Source organism: Sphingomonas sp. OTU376, from assembly GCF_038440415.1.
In the GTDB taxonomy this organism is placed as follows: Bacteria; Pseudomonadota; Alphaproteobacteria; order Sphingomonadales; family Sphingomonadaceae; genus Sphingomonas; species Sphingomonas kyeonggiensis_A.
In genome coordinates, this window is the sequence record NZ_JASATQ010000010.1 from 13,623 (window position 1) to 36,901 (window position 23,279).

The window sequence follows — 23,279 nt, forward strand, 5'->3', positions numbered from 1 at the left end:
GCCCGCTTGCCAACTCAACGCGGCAGAGGGCGATCAGGTCCCGGGAAAGCTGGGGATCAGTGGCAGAGCGTGGAAAGCGCGGTGCGGTAGCTGCGGCCAAGCGGCACGATCTCGCCGCAGCGCAGCTGCACCGCCGGACGGCCACCGGCCTCGCGATAGACTTGCGAGACATGGCCACGGTTGACGACGACCTGGCGATGTACGCGGACAAAGCCGAGCGCCGCGAAGCGCTCGGCGAGTTCGGAGAGCGGCGCGCGAACGAGATGGACGCGCCCATGCGCGATGATCTCGCTGTAATTGCCGGCCGAACGGATCTGGGCGACATCGCAGGCACGCACGCGCAGGAACGGCGCCTCGGGCAGGTCGAGCCAGTCCTCCGCGCTGGGTGGCGCTAGCAGGATCGGTTCGATCGGCTGCTCGTCCTCATTGTCGAGCATGCGGCGATTGGCGAGGTGGCGACCCCAGGCCATCAGCGTGAGCAGCGCGGTCGAGCCGAGGATCGCCGAGCGCGGCAGGCACGTGACCAGCGGCGCGGGCAGGGCCGGGCCGCCGGGGCCGCACAGCTGATAGGGCGAGATGGCGAAGGCGAAGCGCGAGGCGGCAAGCTCGGCCAGGGTGACCGGGACAAAGGCCAGTGCGCCGAGCAGCAACGGCGAATGGCGGGGCGATTGGAGCAGCTCCTGCACCGGCTTGCGGCAGGCCCAGGCGATGCTGAGCATCGCACCCCAGACAAGGATTCGCGCCAGCCGCGCCTCATCGGGATGCTCGGTGGAGAAGCGATCGGCACCCGTTTCCAGTCCGCCCATGCCGAAGCCCAGCAGGAAGGCGAACAGCGCCAGCGCCGCCGCTACACTGAGCGGGACCCGAATGTCCCAGATCGACTCGCCGGCCGCCCTCTCCATACACGCAGGATAACCCGCGAACGCGCGCGCGCGAACTGCCGTTCGTCACACCGGCAATGCATTCGTCCCAGCACGCTCTCCCGCTCCTTCGATCGGCGGCAGATCGGCGCCGACAGGGGGTGTCAGGGAAGAGGGTAAGTCATGCGTCATTCGTTGTTCTGCCTGTCGGTACTCGCCATACCGACAGCCCATGCCCAGACCGCGCGGGCGCCGCAGTCGCCGGCCAATGGCGATGTTGTGCGCGCCGCCGACGATGCGTTCGGCAGGCGCGTGGGGATCGAGGAAGTCGGGCTCTATTCGGAAGGCGAGGTGCGCGGCTTCGACCTGCAGGCGGCGGGGAACTACCGGATCGAGGACCATTATTATGTTCGCGTCGCCGGCATGCTCCAGCCGTTGAACGGCGGCACCGCGATCCGGGTCGGCGCCAATGGCCTGCGCACCGATTTCGCCGCCCCTTCGGGCGTGGTGCAATATACGCTGCCGGCGGGCGGCGCGGGCGCCCGGGCCTCGCTCGAGGCCGGGTGGTGGGGCGGTTCGGGGCCGGTGGCAATGCTGCGCGGAGCGGCGGGGACGGCGGAAGGCGAGCTGTCGGTGGCGGGCGGCCTGCAGCTCAGTCTAGGCCAGCAATATACCGACGGCACCGCCGGGGACTTCACGGCAGCGGGGCTTGTACCGCGCTGGTCGCCGGCGCCGGGCGTGCAGATCACCGGCCTGTGGAGCCACAACTGGTTCCCGCGCGAGGGCGATACCTTCTTCGCCAATCCGGCCGGTGCGCCGGACCAGGTGAAGCGCTGGACCAACCGCACGCAAAGCTGGATGCGCGGTTATAACGAGTCCGACTTGCTCGGTGCCTTTGCCGATGTGGATGCCGGCGAAGGCTGGACCTTCGGGGCCTCGCTGTTTCGCAACGCGCTTCCCTACACCCGCAGCGTGTTCAATCTGCTGCGTTTCACCGGCAATGACCGCGAGGCGACCCAGAGCGGGCTGGTGTTCGGCGCCGAGAATCGCCGGTCGATTTCCGGCGAGGTGACCGCGGCCAAGCAGTTCCGGACGGGCAATCTCACGCACCGGATCATCGCCATGGCTCGCCGCCGGGATTCGCTGGTGGAGAGCGATCCCGGTGTGGCCTACACGCTCGGCACCTATGCCGATGTGAACGATATTCCCGCGGTTGCCGCACCGGCGGTTTCGCGCGGCGCGGCGCGGATGCGGGACGATGTCGGGCAATGGACCGGCGGGCTTGGCTATCGGCTGTCGATCGGGTCGTTCGCCGAATTGCGGCTCGATGCGCAAAGGGTCGACTATGCCAAGCGCGTGCGCGCCGTCGACGGCCGGGTTACCGAACAGGTGACGCGGCCCTGGCTCTATGGCGGATCGCTGTCGGTGGCGATCAGCGATCGGCTAACCGGCTTCGCCAGCTACGCGCGCGGGCTGGAGGAAGCGGGCGTCGCGCCGGCCAATGCCAGCAATCGCGGTGCGGTGCTGCCCGCCGCCATCTCGCGCCAAGCCGAGCTGGGAGTGAAATATGGCTTCACGGGCGGCCCGACGCTGATCGCCGGGTTGTTCGACCTGTCCAAGCCGACCCCCGGCATCGATGCGGCGGGCGCGTTCGACTTTGTCGGGAAGGTGCGACACCGCGGCGTCGAGCTGTCACTGGCCGGGCCGCTCACCGCGCGGCTAAGCGCCGTACTGGGGGCGACCTATCTCGATGCGAGGATCGAGGGCGAACTAGTCGATCGGGGCGTGATCGGCACCCGGCCGATCGGGCGACCCGAGGTGACCGCGCTCGCTAACCTGACCTGGCGGGTGCCGGGCATGGAAGGGCTGACGGTGGATGGCGGGGTGAATGTGCGCGGCGCGCGCTATGCCGATCGTGAGAATCGGGTGGAGCTGCCGGGCTATGCGACCTTCAACCTGGGCCTGCGCCAGGCGTTCGAGCTGGGAGGTCATCCGGTGACACTGCGGGCGCGGGTGACCAACCTCGCCGACAAGTTCGCCTGGAACCCGACCAACTCGGGGCTGATCACGCCGATCGTCCCGCGGACGCTGACGTTGACGCTTACGGGGGAGATTTAGCGCTGGGGCCTACTGCTGCCCGGCGAAAGCCATGGAAGCTGGAGTTGGGGCTTACCTCGGCTGCGCGTCGAGGAATGCCGCGACCTCGGCGAGATCCACATTCTTGTCGAGGTACGTCTGGCCGATGCCCCGGGCGAGCAGGAAGGGCAGAGTGCCCGCGCTCATCTTCTTGTCGTGGAGCATGTGCTCCACGAGCCGCGCACCGGAGGCGGTGATCCCCGCCGCCTTCAGCCCACCCGGCAGGCCCACCGCGGCCAGGTGCGCGGCAACTCTCTCGGCGTCCTGGCCGGGGCAGATGCCCTGCGCGGCCGAGAAGCCGAAGGCCAGCGCCATGCCGGCGGCGACGCCCTCGCCGTGGAGCAGCTTGTCGGAGAAGCCGGTCTCGGCCTCGAGCGCGTGGCCAAAGGTGTGGCCGAGGTTGAGCAGCGCGCGGGTGCCGGTGGTCTCGCGCTCGTCGGCCGCGACGATGCGGGCCTTGGCGCCGACCGAATGGGCGATGGCATATTCGCGTGCGGCCGGATCACCGGCCATCAGCGCGGTGGCATTGGCCTCGCACCATTCGAAAAAGGCGAAATCGTCGATCAGCCCGTATTTCACGACTTCTGCATAGCCGGCGCGGAGATCGCGGGCGGGCAGCGTGTCGAGCACCTGCGGATCGATCAGTACCACGCTCGGCTGGTGGAAGGCACCGACCAGGTTCTTGCCGGCACGCGTGTTGATCGCGGTCTTGCCGCCGACCGAGCTGTCGACCTGGGCGAGCAAAGTGGTGGGGATCTGGACGAAGTTGCAGCCGCGCTTGAGCACCGAAGTCGCGAAGCCGACCAGGTCGCCGATCACGCCGCCGCCGAGCGCGATCACATGGTCGCTGCGCTCGATGCCGAGCTCGAGCAACCGGTCGAGCAGCGCTTCGAGCTGGCCCCAGCTCTTGGTGCCTTCGCCGGGGGGCAGGATAATTGCTTCGCTCGGACCCAGGCTTGCCTGCAGCGTAGCGAGGTGCGGGCGGACATTCTCGTCGGTGACGATCACCCAGCGCCGGCCCTTGTAGAAGGGCGCGAGTGCTTCGCCGGCGCGGGCGAGGAGCCCCGCCTCGATGCGGACGTCATAGCTGCGGTCGCCAAGCGCGACGGGAACGATTGTCACGGATTCAGGGCCTTCAGGATCGCGTCGACGGTGGTGTCGTGCGGCGCTGCTATGCTGGGCACCCGGATCGGCGCAAGCGCGTAATAGGGATTGCGCAGCGCGGCGAGCTCGGTGAGCACCACTTCGGGATCGCGGCCGCGCAGCAGCGGGCGGGTGTCGCGGCGGCGCACCCGGTCGGCCAGCACCGCCGGTTCGGCATCGAGCCATACCGCGATCGCCTGATCGAGGATCAGCGCGCGGGTATGCTCGTTCATGAAGGCGCCGCCGCCGGTCGCGATGATCTTGGGCGCGCCATCGACCAGCCGGGCGATCACCCGCCGTTCCCCGTCGCGGAAATGCGCCTCGCCGAAACGCTCGAAGATATCGGCAACGGTCATCCCCGCCGCCGCTTCGATCTCATGGTCGGCGTCGACAAAGGGCAGGCGCATGCGCTGCGCCAGGCGCCGGCCGACCGTGGTCTTGCCCGCACCCATCAGGCCGATCAGCACGATCGCCTTGCCCGTCCACCCGGTATTCACTGCCTGTGTTTGTAACATGTTCGGAAGGGCTATACAGCGAGGGCGGTCGTCGGGCAAAAGGCCCGCGAAAGTCTCATTGTACCGGACCCCTTCATGTCCCGCTTGATTGTTGCGTTGATCGTCATTCTCGTCGTCCTGGTTGGCGGCCTCTTCTTCCTCGCCGGCCGCGAGACGAAGAAGGAGCCGGTGCGCATGGAGAAGGTGGTCCCGCTTGAAAATCTCGCGAATTAAGGGCCGCCAACTCGCGCTTGGGGCGCTGTTGCTGGCTGGCGCGGCGGTGCCCGCGCTGGGGCAGCAGGACAAGCCCGAATCGCTGCTGCCGCCGGGATTCGACGATCCGGCACCGGCTCCCGCGCCGCGCCCGGCGCCTGCGCCGACCGCGAGTGCTCCTGCTTCGACCGCGCCCTCCGCTGCGCCGATTTCCAGCGTGCCGACGCTGGGTAACGACAGCGCCGCGCTGTCGAACACCACCGATGTCGCGGAGGTGCCGACCGGCCCGGTCGATCTCTCGCGCTACGAATTGCCCGATTACGCCAAGCACTCGCTGAACCGTACCGGCGCGCTCGCCGCCGGCAACACGCCGTTTCCGGCCAAGGCGTTCGGCGCCACCGATGGCCGCACGCTTGCCGTGCTGATGCAGCGGTTGAGCGCCCCGGTCGCCTCGCGCTGGGCATCGATCGCGTTGCGCCGCGCGCTGATGTCGCCACTCAACACGCCCAGGCACATCAACGGCGCCGATTTCGCCGCCGAGCGCGCCTGGCTGCTGCTGCGCATGGGCGAGGCCAATGCCGCCCGCGCGGTGATCAACGACGTCGACACCGACAATTACACCACCCGCATGCTGCAGGTGGCGATGCAGGTCTCGCTCGCCACTGCCGATCCGGGCGGGCTGTGCGGCATCGCCGATCGCGGCAACCAATATATCCACCAGCGCGGCTGGGCGCTCGCCAAGGCGATGTGCGCCGGGCTTGCCGGAAAGCCGAACGAGGCGGGGCAGCTGCTCGATCAGGCGCGCGGCGGCACGCCGGCCAGCGACATCGACAACCTCCTCGCGGAAAAGGTTCTGGGCACCGGCGCGCAGGGCCGCCGCGCGGTCACGCTCGAATGGGGCGGGATCACCCGGCTCAATGCCTGGCGCTGGGGCCTTGCCACCGCGACCGGCGAGGAAGTGCCGCTTTCGCTCTACAACACCGCCGGCCCGCAGGTGCGTTACTGGCAGGCGCTCGCACCGCAGCTGAGCCCGCGCGCCCGCGCCGCCGCGGCCGAGTTGGCCGCTACCGCCGGCGTCTTCTCCAATGCCGGGCTGGTCGATCTGTACAGCGAGATCGCCGAGGGCGACGATGCGAACAGCACCGAGGGAGCAGTCGCGCGCGACCTGCGCACCGCCTATACCGACGGCAATGTCGCAGAGCGGGTCAAGGCGATCCGCACGCTCTGGGCCGAGGCGAGCACGCCGCGCACCCAATATGCGCGGCTGATCCTCACCGCGCGCGCGGCGTCGTGGATCCCGGCGGATGCCAAGGTGGAGGAGCCCGAGAAGCTGATCGCCTCGATGCTTTCGGCCGGCTACGAGACCAAGGCGATGGAATGGCGCACGGTTGTGCCGCGCGGCAGCATCGCCTGGGGCCTCCTCGCGCTCGGCGATCCCGGCGCGCAAGGGCCGGTTGCCTATGGCGATTTCGATGCGTTCAAGGATGCTGCGGGCCAGCGCCGCGCCCAGCTCGCCTTTGCCGGGCTTGCCGGGCTCGGCCGGTTCGAGACCAGCGATGCCCAGCGCGGCGCCCAGGCGCTCAACGTGGCGATCGGCGCGCAGAACGACTGGACCCGCGCGATCGACGCGGCCGGCCGGCGCGGCGATTCGGGCATGGTCGCGCTGCTCGCGGCGGTCGGCATGCAGTCGCGCGTCTGGGACAATGTCACGCCCGAGGCGCTGTTCCACATCGTCGCCGCGATGCGCGCGGCGGGAATGACCAGCTATGCGCGGATGATCGCCGTGGAGGCGGTCACGCGGTCGGTTTGACCTTCTCGGACGACCGCGCGCTGATCGAGCGCTTCCTCGAGATGATGCGGGCGGAGGCGGGCGCCGCCGCCAATACCATCGCCGCCTACCAGACCGACCTGCGCCTTGCCTCCGAGTTCCTCGGCGGCGGGCTGGGCGGCGCGGGGCGGCCGGAGCTGGAGAAGCTCGGTGACGAGTGGCAGGCGCTGTCCCGCGCCACCGTTGCCCGCAAATCGGCGGCGCTGCGCCGTTTCTACGCCTTCCTCGCCGATGAGGGGCTGCGGGGCGACGATCCCTCCGCCGCCTTGCCGCGCCCCGGCACTGCCCGCGCGCTGCCCAAGGTGCTGAGCGTCGAGGATGTGGACAGGATGTTCGCGACGATCGCCGATCGCATCGCCCGCGTACCGCCTGATCCCAACGACCTGCGGCTCCAGGCGTTGATCGAGCTGCTCTACGGCTCCGGCCTGCGCGCCACCGAGTTGGTCTCCCTTCCTCGCAACGCCGTGTCGCCCGACCGGCCCTATTTGATCCTCAAGGGCAAGGGCGGCCGCGAGCGGCTGGTGCCGATCTCGGATCGCGCCCGCGCCGCGGTGGCGGCGTGGCGCGAACACGTGACCTCGGACCGGCCGTTCCTCTTCCCTTCGGGCAAGGGGCACCTGTCTCGGGTGCGGCTCTACCAGCTCGTGCGCGCGCTGGCGGGGGAGGCGGGAATCCCGCCCGACCGGGTGAGCCCGCACGTGCTGCGGCATGCCTTTGCGACGCATCTACTGGAGGGCGGCGCCGATCTGCGCGCCTTGCAGGCGATGCTCGGCCATGCCGATATCGCGACGACCGAGATCTACACCCATGTCGACAGTCGTCGGTTGGTCGAGCTGGTCAACCAGCGGCATCCGCTGGGGGAAGCGTTGGGGAAGCCGGAGCAGCGCAAGGCGTAGAAACAGCCCTTCCCCGGCGGAGGCCGGGGGCCAGTCTCGGCGCATTTGGTCAGGGGCGGGAACCTCTCGGAAGGCGTTGCAACTGGGCCCCGGGCTTCGCCGGGGAGCAGCTTTCATGAAGGTCCTGCGCACCTCCGGGACACAGCTGCGCGTTGACGTAGCTTCACGCCAAGGTTAGCCCCCGCTCGATGACCACTTTCCTCGACTTCGAGAAGCCGATCGCCGAGCTTCAGACCCGCATCGACGAGTTGCGCCAGACCGCCCAGGGCGGCGCCGTCGATATCGACGCGGAGATCGGCCCGCTTCAGGCCAAGGCCGAAAAGCTCCTGAAGGACACCTATGCCAAGCTCACGCCCTGGCAGAAGACGCAGGTTGCCCGCCATCCGGAGCGGCCGCACTTCAAGCATTATGTCGCCGGGCTGATCGAAGAGTTCATGCCGCTGGGCGGCGACCGCGCCTTTGCCGACGACAATGCGATCCAGGGCGGCCTGGGCCGGTTCCGCGGACGCCGGGTGATGGTGATCGGCCATGAGAAGGGCGACGACACCGCCAGCCGGCTCAAGCATAATTTCGGCATGGGCAAACCGGAGGGCTATCGCAAGGCGATCCGCCTGATGGCGCTGGCCAACAAGTTCAACCTGCCGGTGATCACCCTGGTCGACACCTCGGGCGCGTTCCCGGGCGTGCAAGCCGAGGAGCGCGGCCAGGCCGAGGCGATTGCGCGCTCGACCGAGGCGTGCCTCAACCTGGGCGTGCCGCTGGTCGCCTCGATCCTGGGCGAGGGTGGCTCGGGCGGCGCGATCGCGCTCGCCGCGGGCAATACCGTGCTGATGATGGAGCACGCGGTCTATTCCGTGATCTCGCCCGAGGGCTGCGCCTCGATCCTGTGGCGCACCGCCGACAAGGCGGCCGACGCGGCGGAGGCGATGAAGGTCACCGCACAGCATCTCAAGGAACTGAAGGTGATCGACCGGATCGTCAGCGAGCCGCTGGGCGGCGCGCACCGGGATCAGGGTGCCGCGATCCACGCACTGGGCGATGCGATCGAGGAATCGCTGGCCAAGCTCGACGGCATGTCGCCCGAGAGCCTGCGCCAGGCCCGCCGCGCCAAGTTCCTGGCGATGGGGCGGATCTGAGAAAGGCGAAGCGCGTCGGCTAGCGAACCGGCGCGCTGTGCTCCGAGGCGGCCATGCTCGCGCCGAGCATGCCCAGGCCCTGAACGACCGCAAGAATGGCGCAGATCGCGAGGAACGCGACCAGCGCCAGCTCCATCGGCCGTACGGCCTTGTGGGGGATAATCTGCTTCATCCTCTCCTTATAGGAGAGTCGGCATGTACACCGGGTGAAGCGCGCGGTTCGTCCGGGTTCAGGAAAACTACGAGGCCTTCATGTTCGAGGAGACGTTGGTGAACGTCTTCTTGAGCGAATTGCCGAGTCCCTGCATCGCGGCGATGGCGGCGACCGCGATCAGCGCGGCGATAAGGCCATATTCGATCGCGGTGGCGGCGCGCGTCTCGCGCAGGAAAGTCATCAAACTGTTAATCATAAACCCCTCTAAAGCAATGAAAAGGGCGGCTGAACTGTAAGTCCCGCCGCCCGATTTCGTTCCGTTTGTCGGATCGAGGCTTACGAAGCCTTCATGTTCGACGAAACGTTGGTGAAGGTCGACTTCAGCGAGTTGCCCAGGCCCTGCATGGCGGCAATCGCGGCGACGGCGATCAGAGCGGCGATCAGGCCGTACTCAATGGCGGTCGCGCCCTTGGAATTCTTCAGGAAGTTGCGGATCTTCATCATAACCGGTCTCCAGAGTTCAAAATAGCTTCATTCACCCGGCCTCCCCGGAAGGCTCCGGTTCGGCACGATCAAGCTACAATCCGGAAGTAAAGAAACGCCTAAGGTCGAGCGTTACGAAGGCGTAACCAGTTTGCCGTGGGCGGTTCAGGACTGGGTGGCCGTCTGGACCTTGTTGGTGACGTTGCCCCACATGTTCTTGGTCTGGTTGGCCACGCTCGTCAGGCTGGCCATCATCGCGAGGACGATGAGCGCGAGGATGAAGCCATATTCCACGGCGGTCGCGGCACGGCGGTCATCAATCACCAGGCGGATCGCGCGTACAAGGGCTCGCATCGGGGGCACTTCTTCTCCAAAGGTGGCCCCAAACTAGCCAAAGAGGCTTAACGAAAAGCTGATGGATGCTTCTGACATGTTGCTCGTCGTGGCGGCGGCACTGATCGACGATTGCGGCCGCGTGCTGCTCCAGCAGCGCCCGCCGGGCAAGCCGATGGCGGGGCTGTGGGAGTTCCCCGGCGGCAAGATCGAGCCCGGCGAAAGCCCCGAATCGGCGCTCGCCCGCGAGTTGCACGAGGAGCTGGGACTAACCCTTAGCGTGAAAGACCTGAGCCCGATCGCCTTCGCCAGCGAACCCCTGGCCGGCCGGCACCTGCTGCTGCTGCTCTACACTGCGAGGACCTGGCAAGGCGAGCCGGTGGCGCATCACGCCACCGAGCTGCGCTGGGTGACCCCGGCGGAGATGCGCGGGATGCCGATGCCGCCGGCGGACGTGCCGCTGGTGGCGGCGCTGGTGGGAATGGTTTGAGCCGAATTGTGCTGACTGGGACTAGTCTAGATCTTCGTCTTCGAGGCCTATCGTGTCGGGCAGGGTCGCCACGAAATCGCGGAGCTCGCCCTCATATTCAGGCGCAATGTGACGGAAAGAATCGCTCAATATTTTTCGGGATTCGGTGTCAAGATTTTGTAGATCGTATCCAAGTCGCTCCAAGATTTGGATGACATCGTCCTCGTCTATGGACTCTCCGGAAAATTCCAGCGCGATGTTGAGATTGGCCAAGGCTCGCGCGATCTGATGTATCATCATGACTTGGGCATCCTCATCTTGCGGTTGGGGTCGTCTGTTCAATCTCCGGTCACGTTTCCTTCTTCGTCCGGTAGCCGCTCTTTGGTCCGCTCGGCCCGGGTTGCCTGGATTATGTCCTCGATTTCGAACAGCAGGGCACGTCCCTGATCCGTTTTTCCGTTGGTGTCTTCGGGATCGTCGGCGAACAACGCCTTTGCTTGCGCTGCAAGTTCGACGAGTGATGCGTAACGCGTTTCGCCGAGCTTGGCTTTTACGAGCTCAAAGCCTCCAGCCAATTGATGGAAGCGGCTTTCTACGTTTCGATCCGGGAAGGAACCCGACTGATCGATGAAGGTGGGGGCATCTAGCACCATCGATCCGAGAAGGTCATAGATCTCGCTCAACGAAGCAGGAATATAGGGGCGAGGAGGGATGTAGGGTGGGGTTGGATCGTTCATTTTACGTTCTCCGGTCGGCGTATGGCGTAGGTATATATACCCCCGAGCTGGGTTGGTCGGATGATGACGACCATCTCCGGACGAAAATCCGTGTTGAAGAATCCTCTTATTTGCGCGGTTAAGATGGTTTTGTTGGTCAATGTCACGTCAAAAGCTACACTTCCAACTCTCGCGTCAGGAATACGATAGGTGCGCTCGGAGGTGTTATTCTCCCGTCTGTTAACCCGGACAAGCCCATTGCCGGATGAAGCGATGCCTAGTGCGCCATAGCGCTCTCGCAACTCACTTCGAACAGCTCGATCGATGTAATTGCCGAGCGCTTCGTTGGGCGACAGGCGAGGTTCCAGGCGGCCAGCGCGTTGCAGCTTTAGGCCGTTTTCGTATGCTCGATTCGTCGCATCTTGAAGGAAGCGCAATGTCTCAACCTGTAGAGGACGCAGGTCGCCCTTTACGCGCATATGGGCTTCAGCGCGTCGGAATCTCAAATCATTCAATTGCCTCATCTGCCCCTCGAAAGTGGACGGTGGTCCCAGGGAGGCGTATTGATACGTGGGATCGATGGATTTTATCTGCTGTAGATAGGTTTTTACCCAGCGATCCGCCATTTCAGTGGTCATTTGGCGTGCCGCAGATCTGAACCCCAGGATGTTGTCGGCAACGGCTACCGGTGTTCCAAGGGGTGAATTTCGCAGTCCGGGGAATGTCTGCTCAAGCGTCATGGGATCGTGGAATGCGCGGATATTGCTTCCGCGTCCGCCGCCGCCTCGGGAGCCGCCGCCCGGTTGGTTGGCGTTTACGGTCCAGCTTGGCTGTGTTCCATCCAGCGCCGTTGACCGCGGCCCACCCGGCCCGAACGTGAACCGCCCATTCCGTGGATCATGCCACGGATTGAACTTTACCTCGACGTCGCGCGCTGCCTCAGGCTGAGACCATCGTCCCGTCCGCATCCATGTCGAGAACGCTGTCGGCTGCCTCTTTCCTGAAATGCCCATGCCACCGCCTTTCCCAATTGCGGTGAGAACATTTCAAGAACATATTCCAACAATACAAGCGTAACTCCCTCCGAACCGGACCAATCCGGCCGAAGCGGTTCTGCTGAAACGCAGCCTCAATTCTTCCCCTTCAACGCCTCCGCCAGCGACGCCACCGCGCTGCCGCGCCGGGCCGGCTTGGGCTGGGATTCGTCCGGGGCCCAGCCGGTCAGGTAGACGATCTCGAAGCGCTCGGGGGTCTTGCCGTCCGGGTCGGCGCGGTCGGCGAATGTCGCTGCGGCGCGGGCCAGGGTGCCGCGGGTAAGGGGCGGGGTGCCCGGCAGCAGGTTGGTCGCCGCCATGCCGCGCAGGTCGCCGAGCAGCGAGAAGATGCTCGAATAGCGCACGGTCAGCGTCTCGACGTCGGCCACCGGCAGCGCGAAGCCGGCGCGGGTGAGCAGGTCGCCGGCGGCGCGCACGTCGATCTGGGGGTGGAAGCGCGCGACCGGGCGCTCGCTCTCGGCATGGAGGAACACCGATCGCAGCGTCGCCAGCGTGCCCGCGCCGAGGAAGGCGCCGAGGAACAGCCCGTCGGGGCGCAGCGCGCGGCGCGCGATCGAGAGCGCGCCCGGCACGTCGTTGATCTGGTCGAGCACGCCGATGCTCACCACCAGGTCGAAGCTGTTCTCGGGGAACGGGGTGCGGTCCTCATCGGCCTGGACGCCGCCGGCCTGGACGGCGAAGGCGGCGCCGGCGTCGATCCGGGTGATGTGGGCACCGGGCAGCTCGAAGCCGCCGGCAAAGCTGCCCATGTCGAGCACGTCGTGGAATTCGCGGGTCACCCCGGCCAGGCGCTCGCCGATGCCCTCCAGCATATGCTCGCGGATAAAGCCTTCGTAGCGGCGGGCGGCGCGGTCACGGCGCTTGCGGCGCAGGGCGCGGTCGAAGATCTCGGCGGAATCAGTCGGTCCATTCTGGGGCATGGCGCGCTTGTGCGCCGGTGCGTCGCCGGGGACAAGACGGGTGTGGCCGGCCCCGCGATCCTCCTGCGTCCACTCGCCCGGATAGCCGATCTCGCGCTGCCGCCGCGCTGCCCGGGCTGCGGCGCGATCACCCCGGCGGATCACCGCTTCTGCGCCGCCTGCTGGGGGAGCCTGCGCTTCCTCGGGCCGCCCTGGTGCGCGGCCTGTCACCTGCCGTTCGAGCATGATCGGGGGGAGGGCGCGCTGTGCGGCCCGTGCCTCGCCGATCCGCCGCCGCATGACGGGGTGCGCGCCGCGGTCGCCTATGGCGAGGTGGCGCGGGCCATCGCGCTCAAGCTCAAATATTCGGGGCGGCTCGCCTGCGCCGCGACCATGGCGCGGGCGATGGCCCGGCTGATGCCCGAGGAGGCGGCGCTGCTGGTGCCGGTGCCACTGCACCGCTGGCGCCTCTGGTCGCGCGGCTACAACCAGGCCGGGCTGATCGCCGCGTCGCTCTCGCGCGCGCACGGCGTGCCGCTTGCGCCCGACCTGCTGCGTCGGGTGAAGGCGACGCCGGTGCTGCGCGGGCTAGGGGCGAGGGCGCGGGCCAGGGCGGTCGCGGGTGCCTTTTCATTGGCACCGGGCGCGCGGGAAAGGCTGGTGGGCAGGACGGTGGTGCTGATCGACGACGTGCATACCAGCGGCGCCACCGCTGACGCCTGTGCACGAGTGCTCAAGCGCGGCGGCGCGGCGCGCGTGATCCTTTTGTGCTGGGCCCGCGTTCTGGAGGCAGGAGAAGGCCCGGATTGACAAGCGCCGGGCGCGATCACAGGTGTGACGTGAAATGGCTAAGATCGAAATCTTCACCAAGGCGTTCTGCCCTTATTGCACCCGGGCCAAGGCCCTGCTCGACAGCAAGCAGGCCGAATATGAGGAGATCGACATCTCGATGGGCGGCCCGCGCCGCAACGAGATGATCGAACGCTCGAACGGCCGGATGACCGTCCCCCAGGTGTTCATCGACGGCAAGCATATCGGCGGGTCCGATGATCTCGCGGCGCTTGATGCGCGCGGCGGGCTCGATCCGCTGCTCGCCGCCTGAGCCTTCGGGCGATGATCGTCTTCGACCTCAAATGCGAAGTCGGCCATGTCTTCGAGGCGTGGTTCGGATCGAGCGGCGCCTGGGAGGAGCAGCGCGCCGCCGGGCTTGTCGCCTGCCCGATGTGCGGCAGCGCGGAGGTTGGGAAGGCCGTCATGGCGCCCAATGTCGGCGCCAAGGGCAACCAGGTCGCGGTGCCGTCGCTGCCTGTGCCTGCGGGCGAAGCGGGGATTCCGGCCGAGGCAGTGAAGGCAGCGATGGCGGTGCTCGCCGATATGCAGGCCAAGGTGCTGGAGGGCTCGAAATGGGTCGGCTCGGCCTTCGCCGACAAGGCGCGCGCCATGCATCTGGGGGAGGCCCCGCATGCGCCGATCCACGGCCAGACCAGCCTTGCCGAGGCGCAGGCGCTGATCGAGGAGGGCGTGCCTGTCGCGCCGCTGCCACTGCCGGTGGTGCCGCCCGAGGCGTGCAACTGATCCGCTGCATCGTCATCCCCGCGCAGGCGGGGATCCAGGGTGGCAGAGCGACGTCCTTCATGACTCTGGATTCCCGCCTGCGCGGGGATGACGGGGGAGGGACTTCGGTCTCTTTCCGCCTTCACCGTTGTAGCCCAGTGGTACACTGGCTAAGCTCCCCCGGAATCGGGGGAATCTTGCAATGGATGCTTTGCGCCTGGAGGGCGTGATCAAGCGCTTCGGCGACTTCACGGCAGTCGACAATCTGAGTTTTGCAGTGGCGCCCGGGGAGGTGTTCGGCTTTCTCGGCGGCAATGGCGCGGGCAAGACGACCTCGCTGCGCATGGTGCTGGACATCCTGCGCCCCGACGCGGGGAACATCTCGGTGCTCGGCCGCGCGCCGGGCCGCGCGAACAGCGCGATGCTGGGCTTCCTGCCCGAGGAGCGCGGCCTTTATCGCTCGATGACCGCGCTCGACACGATCGTCTATTTCGGCCGGCTGAAGGGAATGACGCCCTCGGATGCGCGGGGCGAGGGCAAGGCGCTGCTCGAGCGCTTCGGCCTGCAGGATTTCGCCAAGACCACGGTCGACAAGCTCTCCAAGGGCATGGCGCAGAAGGTCCAGCTGGCGACCGCGGTGGTCAACCGCCCGCAATTGCTGATCCTCGACGAGCCCTTCTCGGGCCTCGATCCGGTCAACCAGGGCCTGCTAGAGGACGAGATCGTCCGCGCGGCGAAGGGCGGGGCGGCGGTGGTCTTCTCCACTCATGTCATGCAGCATGCCGAGCGGCTCTGCGATCGGCTGCTGCTGCTCGCGCGCGGCAGGAAGCTTTTCGAGGGCACGCAGGACGAGGCGCGTGCCACGCTTCCTGTCGAGCTGCGTCTTTCCGCGAAGCTGTCGCCCGAGGGGCTGCCGGGCGTGATCGATGCGCAGGTGCTGGGCGAGGCGGGCGCATGGCGCGACTGGTCGGTACGGCTCGCGCCGGGCGGTGATCCGGGTGACCTGCTCGAGCATTGCACCGTGCACGGCTTCGCGCTGCGCCGCTTCGAGCAGCGCCGGGCGAGCCTGCACGAGGTCTTCCTTCACATCGTCGGCGGGGAGGCACGCTAATGCTCCAGCACATCCTCCTCGTCGCCGGTCGCGAATATCGCCAGATTGCGATGACCAAGAGCTTCTGGATCACGCTGTTGATCCTGCCGCTCGCCTTTGCGCTGGGGCCGCTCGCATCGCGCTTCATCGACAAGTCCGACACCGAGACGGTGATGCTGGTCGACCAGGCCGGCGGCGCGCCCTCGGCGGCGATCCGCCATCGGCTGATGCTCGACGAGCAGCGGGCGTCTCTCGATGCGCTTGCCCGCTATGTCCGCCGGCATGAGCTGCAAAAGGCGAACCCCAACGCGCTCTGGGCGCAGCAGGGTCGCTGGTACAGTGACGCCGATGTCGCCCGCTTCCTCGCCGAGGGCGGCGTGGATGGCGCGCGCAAGCAGATCGCCATGGTGTCGAAGGAAGACGCCACGGGCTTCAAGGCACCCGAGGCCAATTACCGGATCGTCGAGACCCCGGCCAATATCGCCACTGCCGCGCCGGGCCAGATCGACAAGACGCTCCAGCCGCTCCTCCATCCGGACGACAAGTCCAGCGCCAAGCCGATCGATTATGTCGTGCTGATCCCGCGCGAATTCGGTGCCTCGCCGGCCGTGCGGCTCTGGGCCAACGGCCGTCCGCGCGCTTCCTTCGTGGGGACGTTGCAGACGGTGCTGACCCAGGACCTGCGCACCCGCTATCTCCAGGCCAATGGCGTCGCGCCGGCCGCCGCCGCGACCGTGGGTGCGATCACTCCGGCGATTCAGGTGACCACCCCGCCCGAGGGCAGCGGCCGCGAGCGCGTTCTGGTGCGTTCGATCCTGCCGCTCGCCTGCGCCTATATCCTGATGATGTCGCTGATGCTGTCGGGCAGCTGGATGCTGCAGGGCACGGTGGAGGAGCGCGGCAACAAGCTTCTCGAGACCGTGCTCGCCTGCGTTTCGCCCAACGAGCTGATGTACGGCAAGCTGGTCGGGACTGTGGCGATCGGTCTGTCGATGATCCTCACTTGGGCGGCCTGCGGCATCTTCGCCGCCTATGCCACGCATGGCGCGATCGCGGACATCATCCGTCCGGCGCTGGAACCGGTCTCCACGGTCGGCAGCGTCGCGGCGATCCTCTATTTCTTCGTTGCCGGCTATCTCATGGTGTCGATGCTGTTCCTGGTGATCGGCGCGATGAGTGATTCGATGCGCGATGCCCAAGGCTATCTGACGCCGGTGATCCTGCTGATCATGATGCCCTTCACCCTGCTGGTGCAGGCGGTGGTGAACGGTGCGGGTGGGATCGGCGTTCAGGTGCTCACCTGGGTGCCGCTCTATACTCCGTTCACTGTGATGGCGCGGCTGGGCAGCGGCATCCCTTTCTGGGAGATGATCGGGTCGGGCGTCACCCTGGCGCTGTTCATCGCGCTGGAGATCTGGTTGCTCGGCCGCGTGTTCCGCGCCAGCCTACTCAGCGGCGGGCGACGCAGTGTCGGGGAGATCATCGGCCTGATGCGGCGGGAGGCCTAGCCGGTTGACCCTCGGGCGCGGCCCCGATACCAACCGCGCCCGTGCCTCCGTAGCTCAGCAGGATAGAGCGACGGTTTCCTAAACCGCAGGTCGTGAGTTCGAATCTCGCCGGGGGCACCACCGAAACCCGCGGACTTCCGCGGGTTTCGCGATTCTGCGGACCGAATCCCGATCGTTGGCGTTCACGCATCGATTGTCGGCGGGGCGTCTGCCCAGCAACCTGCTGGCCTTTGGTGGGAAGGACCGCAGCATGGCGAGCAGGCACAGAATTGGGATCATCGTCGGAAGCTTGCGCAAGGACAGCATCAACCGGAAGGTGGCCCGGTCGATCGCGGCATTCTCCGCCGACGCGCTTGAATGCGAGTTCATCGAGATTGGCGACCTGCCGCTCTACAATGAGGACGACGAGGCGAACCCGTCAGCGGCGGTGACTGCGTTCCGCGAACGCGCGGGGCGCGTGGACGGGATTCTGTTCGTGACACCCGAATATAATCGGGGCGTGCCGGGGCTGCTCAAGAACGCTATCGATGTGGGCTCGCGGCCCTATGGCAAGAGCGTCTGGGACAAGAAGCCGGCGGCGGTGATCACCGTGTCGCCCGGAGCGATCGGCGGGTTCGGCGCGAACCATCATCTGCGCCAATATTGCGTGTTCCTCAACATGCCGATGATGCAACAGCCCGAGGCCTATCTCGGCCAGGTGAAGCCGGACAGCTTCGATGCAGACGGCCGGCTGAAGGACGGGCCGCTCAAGGATCTCGTGACGAGCCTGTCGGACGCGTTTGCCGATTGGGTTGACCTGATCCTGCGTGGCCGGCAGCTGATCGCGGAGGACGCCGCGCATGGCGGCAACAACTGAGGCCGGGGCCGCTCGACCGTGAGTGCGGGGCCGCCGGCAGGGGGGCTGCCGGCGGCCCTGTCGATTTTAGCCGTTGAGCTTGTCCTTCACCGCCTTGGCGGCCGAGAAGCCCAGCTTCTTCGACGCGGCGATCTGGATGGTCGCGCCGGTCGCGGGGTTGCGGCCCTCGCGTGCGGGGCTGTCCTTGACCTTGAACTTGCCCAGGCCGTTCAGCGAGATCTCTTCGCCCTTGGCGGCCGCTTCGATGATCGCGCTGACGGTCGCGTCGACGGCCTGCTTTGCCTCGGCCTTGGTAAGGCCGGTTGCGGTCGCAACCGCGTCGATCAGGTCGGAGTGGTTCATTTCAACATTCCTCGTCTCTTGGAAAGAAGGGCGGCGCGCTTAGCAGAGGGTGCCGCGTGGTCAATGTCCCGGCTGTGGGCGCGTTGACCGGGTTAAATTATATTATATAAGTGATTTAATAAGATTAGGTGTCTTGGGGGAGAGTGGCCGGTGGCTGACGAAGCGAAAGGGATGAACCGCCGCCAGGCGTTGAAGGGCGGCTTGTCGCTCGGCGCGATGGCGGCCGCGGCGTTTGGCGCGGGCAAGGGGCTCGCCTGGTCGAAGCGCCGCGATACCCGGCCCAACATGATCGTCATCATGGGCGACGATATCGGCTATTCGGACCTTGGCGCCTATGGCGGTGACACCGACACCCCGCACCTCGACGCGCTGGCCGGCAGAGCGGTGCGGTTCGACAATTTCTACAACATGTCGCGCTGCTGCCCGTCGCGGGCGAGCCTGCTCACCGGGCGCTATCCGCACCGCGTGAACATGACGGGTAACGGCACGAGCCTGTCGCTAGACACGCCGACGGTGGCGGAGCAACTGCGCGCCGGGGGCTATGCGACGACCATGATCGGCAAATGGCATCTGACCGCCGCCGAGCCGCTCCCCCTGCCCGCCGAGCATCTCAAATGGCTCAACCACCAGGGCCATTTCGACCGCGATTTCGGGGACAGGCGCACCTATCCGGTATCGCGGGGATTCGACTATCACTGGGGCATCATCTGGGGCGTCTGCGATTATTACGACCCGTTTTCGCTGGTCGAGAACTACACACCGGTTCGCGAGGTGCCCAAGGACTTCTACCTGACCGATGCGATCAGCGATCACGCGGTCGAGCAGGTGACCAAGCTCGGCAAGGGCGACAAGCCCTTCATGATGTACCTGGCCTATACCGCCGCGCACTGGCCGCTGATGGCGCCCGAGCATGTCATCCAGAAATACCTGCCGCGCTTCGAGGATGGCTGGGATGCGATGCGCAGGCGCCGCTATGCGCGCCAGGTGAAGCTGGGTCTGGTCGATCCCAGGATCGATCCCTTGCCGCCGCTAGACAACGACTATGCCGAGAACGCAAAGACCGCGTGGGAGGCGCTCACGCCCGAGCATCGCGCCGAGCAGGTCCGCAAGATGGCGACCCATGCCGCGATGATCGACGTCATGGACCAGGGCATCGGCCGGGTGGTCCAGGCGCTCAAGGACAGCGGCGCCTATGAGAATACCGTCATCATGTTCCTGGTGGACAATGGCGCCTCGCCCGAGATCATGGTGCGTCCGGGCTATGACCGCCCCAGCGAAACGCGCGACGGCCGCAAGGTCGGCTATGGCGAATATCCCGGCGGCATCGGCACCGAGCTCAACCAGACCGGAATCGGCGCGCATTGGGCGAGCGCCGCCAACACGCCGTTCCACTGGTGGAAAGCCGAAAGCTATCAGGGCGGCATCCATACGCCCTTCTTCATCAGCTGGCCTGCCGGGATGAAGCGGCGCGAGAGCAGGGTGGTTGCGCAGGGCACCCATATCGTCGACGTCACGCCGACCCTGCTCGAACTGGCGGGCATCGCACCGTCGCAAAAGGGCGCGCCGATGGACGGCAAGTCCTTCGCCGGCGCGCTGAGCGGGAAGGCGCTGCCGAAGCCGAGACCTTTCTTCTTCGAGCATTACGGCGCGCGCGCGGTGATCGACGGACAGTGGAAGATCGTCTCGCCGGCGCCGCATGGCGCGGATCAAAGCTATCGCCAATGGGCGCTGTACGATCTCGCCAGCGACCGTACCGAGACCAAGGATTTGGCCGCCCGGCATCCCGAGATCGTCGGTCGCCTTGCGAAAGCGTGGCGCGACTGGGCGATGTCGGTGGATCTGAAGCTGCGTGCAGAGGGTAGTGCCGGTGGCGGTGCCCCAGATAAGGTGGACAATTTTTCGGACTAGTCCGGGCAGTTATCGCCCGCCGCGCATGGCGAAGATCCAGGGCGCCCGGACATCCGTCCCGGCGCCCTTCGTGTCGGCGGCTACTTCTTCTGGAGCGCCTTGTAGTCGTCGATCCAGGCATAGTTGAACGCCGAGCTGCCGTCCGCATTGGGCTTCACGGTGCGGCCGGCAAACACACTGTTGAGCAGCCAGGGTGTCGAATCCGGCCCGAAATTGTTCACCATCGAGCTGCCTTGCTTGAAGCCATAGGTGGCGACCGCGAGACGACCGGTGTCCCGGAAGAGCTTCATCTGGTTCCGGAGATAATGCTTCCGGCTTTCGAACCAGGGACTCTGCGACAGGAACTCGTCCCATTGCGGCTTGGAGAAGGGCGTCTCCAGCGCGGCCTTGATGACCTGCCAGGTCTGGGCGTTTGCGGGGGCGCCATATTTTGCGGCGAAAGCCGCGGGGACGGGGTCCTTGAGGTGCTGCTTCCACCACCAGACCAGCGAGAATTCCAGCACCAGGAACTTCTGGTCGGAGCGCATCCGCGGCAGGATATAGTCGAGGAACGCCTTGGACTCCTCGATCATCGTGATGTGCGGATGGATGTCGAGCCCTTCGAGCTCGGGCGTCTGCTTGATGAACTCGAGCCAGCGATCGGTGGTCTTGTTGCGCCACACCGGGTTCTGGGTCTGGTTGAGCGCGCCCATGTAGAGATGGGTCTTGCAGGCGCTGCCGCCGCAATGTTCCGTCCGATACTGGATCGCGGCCTTCGCCAGCGCCTCGTAATAGGCGTTGAAATTGGGGTTCCAGTCCTGCTGGCGGCTCTCGATGAAGGGCTCGTTGCCGATCACCAGGATGTCGACCTTGCCCATCACCAGCGGCAGCACCGCCTCCAGTCGGGCAAGGTCCTTCTTGAAGGTCTCGCTGTCGGCCTTGGGGAAGGCGACGCGGTTATAGGGGAATTTGAGCGTCAGCACGGTCTTGTAGCCGTGACTGGAGACGTCGAGGATCGTCTTGACCGCGCCGTGATCGGCGGCGGGCCCGCGATCGAGCTGGAACATCGGCAGGAAGATGCGGACCCACTGCGTGTCGCTCTTCTGGAGGTCGCGATAATCGACGTCCTCGAAATGCTCATTGTAGTTCGCGCCGAGCGCGCCTTGGGCCAGTGCCGCGCCGGGCAGGCCGAGCAGCGCCGCGGCGCCGATTGCCAGAAGCTTACGCATGATTTCCCTCTTCCCTGTCTTCGCCCTCGCATGGGGCAGTTGGCTGGTAATTGTCGTCCGCTCAGGGGCGGCTGCGGCCGTCGCGTTCGATCTTGTCGAGCCAGGCGGCCATGCGCGCGGTGCGCTGCGGCTCCTTCCCGGCGAGATTGACCTTTTCGGCGGGGTCGTTGGCGACGTTGTAGAGCTGGTGGACGGGCAGGGTGCCGATCGGGTTGCCGTGGAACTCGTGTGGTTCCACGCTGGCGCGGATCAGCTTCCAGCCGCCGGCGCGGATCGCGAAGATGCGCGCGCCGCTGCCCGCCACCTTGGTACCGGTGGTGACCATCAGCTTGGTGTCCTCGACCACATGATCGCGCCCGCGATCGGTCTGGCCGAGCAGGGGAGCTAGCATGTCGAAGCTGTCCACCGCGGCATCCCGGGGGAAGGCGCCGCCGACGAGCCTGGCCAGCGAGGCGAGCAGGTCGACATGATCGACGATTGCGGCCGAGACCTTGCCGGCGCGGACATGTCCCGGCCACCAGCAGATCATCGGTACGCGCGTGCCGCCTTCGTAGATGCTGTACTTGCCGCTGGTGAACGGGCCGGCCGGCCGGTGCTTGCCTGCCAGTTCGACGGCCTTGTCCTGATAGCCGTCGAACAGGATCGGGCCATTGTCGCTGCTGAACACCACCAGCGTGTTGTCGGCGATGCCGAGCGTCTCGAGCTGGCGCATCAGCTCGCCCACGGTCCAGTCGAGCTGGAGGATCGAGTCCCCGCGCGGGCCCATGCCCGACTTGCCGACGAAGCGCGGATGCGGCGCGCGCGGCACATGCGGTTCGTTGACGGCGTAATAGAGGAAGAAGGGCTTGTCCTTCCGCGCGCGCATGAACTCCACGGCCTTGCCGAGCAGCACGTCGCTCAGCTCCTCGTCCTTCCAGCGCGCCTTCTTGCCGCCGGTCATGTAGCCGATGCGGCTGATGCCGTTGACGATGGTGTTCGAATGCTCGGGATCGGCGCCGAACTTGAGCATCTCGGGATGGTCGAAGCCGGTGGGCTCGTCGCCGATCTTGTCGTGATAATTCACTTCGATCGGGTCGGCGGGGTCGAGGTTCACCACGTGCCGGTTCTCGATCAGCACGGTCGGCACCCGATCAAGCGTTGCCGGCATGTAGAAGCCATAGTCGAAGCCGATGTCGAGCGGGCTGGGGGCGATGGCGCCGTTCCAGTCGACCTTGCCGTCGCCCAGGCCGAGGTGCCACTTGCCGACCAGCCCGGTGGTGTAGCCGGCGTTCCGCAACATCGTCGGCAAGGTGAACTTGCCCGGCCGGATCAGCGCCGGCGCGTCGCCCGGCAGGATCTGCACGCCCGAGGCGCGCCACGCATAGTCACCGGTCAGCAGCGCGTAGCGCGACGGCGTGCAGGTGGCGGAGGGCGAATGGCCGTTGAGAAAGCGCGTGCCCCCCGCAGCCAGCCTATCGATGTTCGGTGTGTGGATCGTCTTCGATCCGTAGCAGCTCAGGTCGCCATAGCCGAGGTCGTCGGCATAGAGGATGATGATGTTCGGCCGGCTCGGGCCTGCGAGGGCGGCCCCCGGCATGGCCAGTGCCGCAGCACCGGCCAGCAACATGCCGCGACGCGTCATTGCTGCCTTCATCTTCTATCCTCCCAATATCCGTTCTGTCGCCTATCTATGGATAGGATTTATCAGATCACAAGCAAATTGTCGCATCGGAAGGAAAGCTTGCTTGGGCGAGCGGAGCGGGGCCGGCAGATTGGTCTCTCCACGCTGGCGTAAGCGAAGCGCGAACTCGTGCTCGCGGGCACCGAGCCAAGGGCGCGCGTCAATCGCGCGGGCCGGTGTTTGCGTGTCTTTCGGCGTACGAACCCGATAGCCTTGGGGAGTCGTCTTAGCCAGGGCGACGCGGCCAGCCAATGCAACCTGCTGAGATCATGCGGAAGTTTCAGTCCGAAATGGGTCGGCTTGTCATATAGATTCTGGTATGATAATTCAGATAGATA

The 23,279-nt window shown here is 66.4% G+C and carries 27 protein-coding genes and 1 tRNA gene; 14 read left to right on the forward strand and 14 right to left on the reverse strand.

Annotated elements, in window-relative coordinates:
- Nucleotides 1-56: 56 nt before the first annotated feature.
- Nucleotides 57-902: a LytTR family DNA-binding domain-containing protein gene (locus AAHM44_RS06485; RefSeq protein WP_269574706.1), complete on the reverse strand. Its 846-nt coding sequence runs from the start codon at nucleotides 900-902 to the stop codon at nucleotides 57-59.
- A 141-nt stretch (nucleotides 903-1,043) separates the two neighbouring features.
- Between AAHM44_RS06485 and AAHM44_RS06490 the strand changes: the two genes are divergently transcribed.
- On the forward strand, nucleotides 1,044-2,978 hold the full coding sequence (locus AAHM44_RS06490; RefSeq protein ID WP_342249442.1) for a TonB-dependent siderophore receptor: 1,935 nt from the start codon (nucleotides 1,044-1,046) through the stop codon (nucleotides 2,976-2,978).
- Nucleotides 2,979-3,029: 51 nt separating this feature from the next.
- On the opposite strand, the gene aroB is transcribed toward AAHM44_RS06490, so the two are convergent.
- Entirely contained in the window at nucleotides 3,030-4,118 is a 1,089-nt protein-coding gene (gene aroB, locus AAHM44_RS06495; RefSeq protein WP_342249443.1) for a 3-dehydroquinate synthase, read from the reverse strand.
- Nucleotides 4,115-4,654, reverse strand: a complete 540-nt coding sequence (locus AAHM44_RS06500) for a shikimate kinase (protein WP_184167925.1) — start codon at nucleotides 4,652-4,654, stop codon at nucleotides 4,115-4,117. The genes aroB and AAHM44_RS06500 overlap by 4 nt, the downstream gene beginning before the upstream one ends.
- A gap of 75 nt (nucleotides 4,655-4,729) precedes the next feature.
- Between AAHM44_RS06500 and AAHM44_RS06505 the strand changes: the two genes are divergently transcribed.
- From AAHM44_RS06505 to AAHM44_RS06520, 4 genes are all read left to right on the forward strand, one after another.
- Nucleotides 4,730-4,867, forward strand: a complete 138-nt coding sequence (locus AAHM44_RS06505) for a hypothetical protein (RefSeq protein WP_165828499.1) — start codon at nucleotides 4,730-4,732, stop codon at nucleotides 4,865-4,867.
- Nucleotides 4,848-6,656: a hypothetical protein gene (locus AAHM44_RS06510; protein ID WP_342249444.1), complete on the forward strand. Its 1,809-nt coding sequence runs from the start codon at nucleotides 4,848-4,850 to the stop codon at nucleotides 6,654-6,656. The genes AAHM44_RS06505 and AAHM44_RS06510 overlap by 20 nt, the downstream gene beginning before the upstream one ends.
- The gene (locus tag AAHM44_RS06515; RefSeq protein WP_342249445.1) at nucleotides 6,653-7,570 is read left to right on the forward strand and encodes a tyrosine-type recombinase/integrase; all 918 of its coding nucleotides are present in this window, start codon (nucleotides 6,653-6,655) and stop codon (nucleotides 7,568-7,570) included. Before AAHM44_RS06510 ends, AAHM44_RS06515 begins: the two co-directional genes overlap by 4 nt.
- 188 nt (nucleotides 7,571-7,758) lie before the next feature.
- Nucleotides 7,759-8,706 carry an acetyl-CoA carboxylase carboxyltransferase subunit alpha gene (locus AAHM44_RS06520; RefSeq protein WP_184167924.1) on the forward strand — a complete coding sequence of 316 codons (948 nt, stop codon included), beginning with the start codon at nucleotides 7,759-7,761 and terminating at the stop codon, nucleotides 8,704-8,706.
- A 19-nt stretch (nucleotides 8,707-8,725) separates the two neighbouring features.
- On the opposite strand, the gene AAHM44_RS06525 is transcribed toward AAHM44_RS06520, so the two are convergent.
- From AAHM44_RS06525 to AAHM44_RS06540, 4 genes are all read right to left on the reverse strand, one after another.
- Nucleotides 8,726-8,878: a hypothetical protein gene (locus tag AAHM44_RS06525; protein WP_184167922.1), complete on the reverse strand. Its 153-nt coding sequence runs from the start codon at nucleotides 8,876-8,878 to the stop codon at nucleotides 8,726-8,728.
- Nucleotides 8,879-8,945: 67 nt separating this feature from the next.
- A complete protein-coding gene (locus tag AAHM44_RS06530) occupies nucleotides 8,946-9,116 on the reverse strand; it encodes a Flp family type IVb pilin (RefSeq protein WP_184167920.1) in 171 nt (56 codons plus the stop codon).
- A gap of 80 nt (nucleotides 9,117-9,196) precedes the next feature.
- Nucleotides 9,197-9,364, reverse strand: a complete 168-nt coding sequence (locus tag AAHM44_RS06535) for a Flp family type IVb pilin (protein ID WP_184167918.1) — start codon at nucleotides 9,362-9,364, stop codon at nucleotides 9,197-9,199.
- A gap of 144 nt (nucleotides 9,365-9,508) precedes the next feature.
- On the reverse strand, nucleotides 9,509-9,697 hold the full coding sequence (locus AAHM44_RS06540; protein WP_269574710.1) for a Flp family type IVb pilin: 189 nt from the start codon (nucleotides 9,695-9,697) through the stop codon (nucleotides 9,509-9,511).
- Nucleotides 9,698-9,758: 61 nt separating this feature from the next.
- On the opposite strand from AAHM44_RS06540, the gene AAHM44_RS06545 reads away from it, so the two are divergent.
- On the forward strand, nucleotides 9,759-10,166 hold the full coding sequence (locus tag AAHM44_RS06545) for a (deoxy)nucleoside triphosphate pyrophosphohydrolase (RefSeq protein WP_342249446.1): 408 nt from the start codon (nucleotides 9,759-9,761) through the stop codon (nucleotides 10,164-10,166).
- A 21-nt stretch (nucleotides 10,167-10,187) separates the two neighbouring features.
- On the opposite strand, the gene AAHM44_RS06550 is transcribed toward AAHM44_RS06545, so the two are convergent.
- From AAHM44_RS06550 to AAHM44_RS06565, 4 genes are all read right to left on the reverse strand, one after another.
- The gene (locus AAHM44_RS06550; RefSeq protein WP_342249447.1) at nucleotides 10,188-10,442 is read right to left on the reverse strand and encodes a hypothetical protein; all 255 of its coding nucleotides are present in this window, start codon (nucleotides 10,440-10,442) and stop codon (nucleotides 10,188-10,190) included.
- Between the two features lie 41 nt (nucleotides 10,443-10,483).
- Nucleotides 10,484-10,882, reverse strand: a complete 399-nt coding sequence (locus AAHM44_RS06555) for a hypothetical protein (RefSeq protein WP_342249448.1) — start codon at nucleotides 10,880-10,882, stop codon at nucleotides 10,484-10,486.
- A complete protein-coding gene (locus tag AAHM44_RS06560) occupies nucleotides 10,879-11,601 on the reverse strand; it encodes a hypothetical protein (protein ID WP_184168350.1) in 723 nt (240 codons plus the stop codon). The genes AAHM44_RS06555 and AAHM44_RS06560 overlap by 4 nt, the downstream gene beginning before the upstream one ends.
- A gap of 389 nt (nucleotides 11,602-11,990) precedes the next feature.
- The gene (locus tag AAHM44_RS06565) at nucleotides 11,991-12,836 is read right to left on the reverse strand and encodes a class I SAM-dependent methyltransferase (RefSeq protein ID WP_342249449.1); all 846 of its coding nucleotides are present in this window, start codon (nucleotides 12,834-12,836) and stop codon (nucleotides 11,991-11,993) included.
- A gap of 42 nt (nucleotides 12,837-12,878) precedes the next feature.
- On the opposite strand from AAHM44_RS06565, the gene AAHM44_RS06570 reads away from it, so the two are divergent.
- From AAHM44_RS06570 to AAHM44_RS06600, 7 genes are all read left to right on the forward strand, one after another.
- Nucleotides 12,879-13,625 carry a ComF family protein gene (locus tag AAHM44_RS06570; RefSeq protein ID WP_269576590.1) on the forward strand — a complete coding sequence of 249 codons (747 nt, stop codon included), beginning with the start codon at nucleotides 12,879-12,881 and terminating at the stop codon, nucleotides 13,623-13,625.
- A gap of 34 nt (nucleotides 13,626-13,659) precedes the next feature.
- Nucleotides 13,660-13,917, forward strand: coding sequence for a glutaredoxin 3 (gene grxC, locus AAHM44_RS06575; protein WP_269574715.1), 258 nt, complete (start codon nucleotides 13,660-13,662; stop codon nucleotides 13,915-13,917).
- A gap of 11 nt (nucleotides 13,918-13,928) precedes the next feature.
- Nucleotides 13,929-14,390 carry a DUF1178 family protein gene (locus AAHM44_RS06580; RefSeq protein WP_342249450.1) on the forward strand — a complete coding sequence of 154 codons (462 nt, stop codon included), beginning with the start codon at nucleotides 13,929-13,931 and terminating at the stop codon, nucleotides 14,388-14,390.
- A 181-nt stretch (nucleotides 14,391-14,571) separates the two neighbouring features.
- Nucleotides 14,572-15,480: an ABC transporter ATP-binding protein gene (locus AAHM44_RS06585; RefSeq protein WP_342249451.1), complete on the forward strand. Its 909-nt coding sequence runs from the start codon at nucleotides 14,572-14,574 to the stop codon at nucleotides 15,478-15,480.
- Nucleotides 15,480-16,967: an ABC transporter permease gene (locus AAHM44_RS06590; protein WP_342249452.1), complete on the forward strand. Its 1,488-nt coding sequence runs from the start codon at nucleotides 15,480-15,482 to the stop codon at nucleotides 16,965-16,967. The genes AAHM44_RS06585 and AAHM44_RS06590 overlap by 1 nt, the downstream gene beginning before the upstream one ends.
- Before the next feature lie 43 nt (nucleotides 16,968-17,010).
- Nucleotides 17,011-17,087: transfer RNA gene (locus AAHM44_RS06595), tRNA-Arg, on the forward strand.
- Between the two features lie 130 nt (nucleotides 17,088-17,217).
- Nucleotides 17,218-17,823, forward strand: a complete 606-nt coding sequence (locus tag AAHM44_RS06600; protein ID WP_342249453.1) for an NADPH-dependent FMN reductase — start codon at nucleotides 17,218-17,220, stop codon at nucleotides 17,821-17,823.
- 66 nt (nucleotides 17,824-17,889) lie between these two features.
- Here the strand turns inward: AAHM44_RS06600 and AAHM44_RS06605 are convergent, their stop codons facing one another.
- Nucleotides 17,890-18,165, reverse strand: coding sequence for an HU family DNA-binding protein (locus AAHM44_RS06605; RefSeq protein WP_269574720.1), 276 nt, complete (start codon nucleotides 18,163-18,165; stop codon nucleotides 17,890-17,892).
- 150 nt (nucleotides 18,166-18,315) lie between these two features.
- Here AAHM44_RS06605 and AAHM44_RS06610 point away from each other — a divergent pair, with 150 nt between their 5' ends.
- The gene (locus AAHM44_RS06610; RefSeq protein WP_342249454.1) at nucleotides 18,316-20,073 is read left to right on the forward strand and encodes an arylsulfatase; all 1,758 of its coding nucleotides are present in this window, start codon (nucleotides 18,316-18,318) and stop codon (nucleotides 20,071-20,073) included.
- An 80-nt stretch (nucleotides 20,074-20,153) separates the two neighbouring features.
- On the opposite strand, the gene AAHM44_RS06615 is transcribed toward AAHM44_RS06610, so the two are convergent.
- Nucleotides 20,154-21,281, reverse strand: a complete 1,128-nt coding sequence (locus AAHM44_RS06615) for a hypothetical protein (RefSeq protein ID WP_342249455.1) — start codon at nucleotides 21,279-21,281, stop codon at nucleotides 20,154-20,156.
- A 61-nt stretch (nucleotides 21,282-21,342) separates the two neighbouring features.
- Nucleotides 21,343-22,914, reverse strand: coding sequence for a sulfatase family protein (locus AAHM44_RS06620; protein WP_342249456.1), 1,572 nt, complete (start codon nucleotides 22,912-22,914; stop codon nucleotides 21,343-21,345).
- Nucleotides 22,915-23,279: the final 365 nt, after the last annotated feature.

What these genes read in the sequence shown, in the direction of transcription:
- AAHM44_RS06485 (WP_269574706.1), bottom strand. Translation starts at nt 902, where the DNA reads ATGGAGAGGGCGGCCGGCGAGTCGATCTGGGACATTCGGGTCCCGCTC.
- AAHM44_RS06490 (WP_342249442.1), top strand. Translation starts at nt 1,044, where the DNA reads ATGCGTCATTCGTTGTTCTGCCTGTCGGTACTCGCCATACCGACAGCC.
- AAHM44_RS06500 (WP_184167925.1), bottom strand. Translation starts at nt 4,654, where the DNA reads ATGTTACAAACACAGGCAGTGAATACCGGGTGGACGGGCAAGGCGATC.
- AAHM44_RS06505 (WP_165828499.1), top strand. Translation starts at nt 4,730, where the DNA reads ATGTCCCGCTTGATTGTTGCGTTGATCGTCATTCTCGTCGTCCTGGTT.
- AAHM44_RS06520 (WP_184167924.1), top strand. Translation starts at nt 7,759, where the DNA reads ATGACCACTTTCCTCGACTTCGAGAAGCCGATCGCCGAGCTTCAGACC.
- AAHM44_RS06525 (WP_184167922.1), bottom strand. Translation starts at nt 8,878, where the DNA reads ATGAAGCAGATTATCCCCCACAAGGCCGTACGGCCGATGGAGCTGGCG.
- AAHM44_RS06530 (WP_184167920.1), bottom strand. Translation starts at nt 9,116, where the DNA reads ATGATTAACAGTTTGATGACTTTCCTGCGCGAGACGCGCGCCGCCACC.
- AAHM44_RS06535 (WP_184167918.1), bottom strand. Translation starts at nt 9,364, where the DNA reads ATGATGAAGATCCGCAACTTCCTGAAGAATTCCAAGGGCGCGACCGCC.
- AAHM44_RS06540 (WP_269574710.1), bottom strand. Translation starts at nt 9,697, where the DNA reads ATGCGAGCCCTTGTACGCGCGATCCGCCTGGTGATTGATGACCGCCGT.
- AAHM44_RS06545 (WP_342249446.1), top strand. Translation starts at nt 9,759, where the DNA reads ATGGATGCTTCTGACATGTTGCTCGTCGTGGCGGCGGCACTGATCGAC.
- AAHM44_RS06550 (WP_342249447.1), bottom strand. Translation starts at nt 10,442, where the DNA reads ATGATACATCAGATCGCGCGAGCCTTGGCCAATCTCAACATCGCGCTG.
- AAHM44_RS06555 (WP_342249448.1), bottom strand. Translation starts at nt 10,882, where the DNA reads ATGAACGATCCAACCCCACCCTACATCCCTCCTCGCCCCTATATTCCT.
- AAHM44_RS06560 (WP_184168350.1), bottom strand. Translation starts at nt 11,601, where the DNA reads ATGACGCTTGAGCAGACATTCCCCGGACTGCGAAATTCACCCCTTGGA.
- AAHM44_RS06565 (WP_342249449.1), bottom strand. Translation starts at nt 12,836, where the DNA reads ATGCCCCAGAATGGACCGACTGATTCCGCCGAGATCTTCGACCGCGCC.
- grxC (WP_269574715.1), top strand. Translation starts at nt 13,660, where the DNA reads ATGGCTAAGATCGAAATCTTCACCAAGGCGTTCTGCCCTTATTGCACC.
- AAHM44_RS06580 (WP_342249450.1), top strand. Translation starts at nt 13,929, where the DNA reads ATGATCGTCTTCGACCTCAAATGCGAAGTCGGCCATGTCTTCGAGGCG.
- AAHM44_RS06585 (WP_342249451.1), top strand. Translation starts at nt 14,572, where the DNA reads ATGGATGCTTTGCGCCTGGAGGGCGTGATCAAGCGCTTCGGCGACTTC.
- AAHM44_RS06590 (WP_342249452.1), top strand. Translation starts at nt 15,480, where the DNA reads ATGCTCCAGCACATCCTCCTCGTCGCCGGTCGCGAATATCGCCAGATT.
- AAHM44_RS06600 (WP_342249453.1), top strand. Translation starts at nt 17,218, where the DNA reads ATGGCGAGCAGGCACAGAATTGGGATCATCGTCGGAAGCTTGCGCAAG.
- AAHM44_RS06605 (WP_269574720.1), bottom strand. Translation starts at nt 18,165, where the DNA reads ATGAACCACTCCGACCTGATCGACGCGGTTGCGACCGCAACCGGCCTT.
- AAHM44_RS06615 (WP_342249455.1), bottom strand. Translation starts at nt 21,281, where the DNA reads ATGCGTAAGCTTCTGGCAATCGGCGCCGCGGCGCTGCTCGGCCTGCCC.
- AAHM44_RS06620 (WP_342249456.1), bottom strand. Translation starts at nt 22,914, where the DNA reads ATGAAGGCAGCAATGACGCGTCGCGGCATGTTGCTGGCCGGTGCTGCG.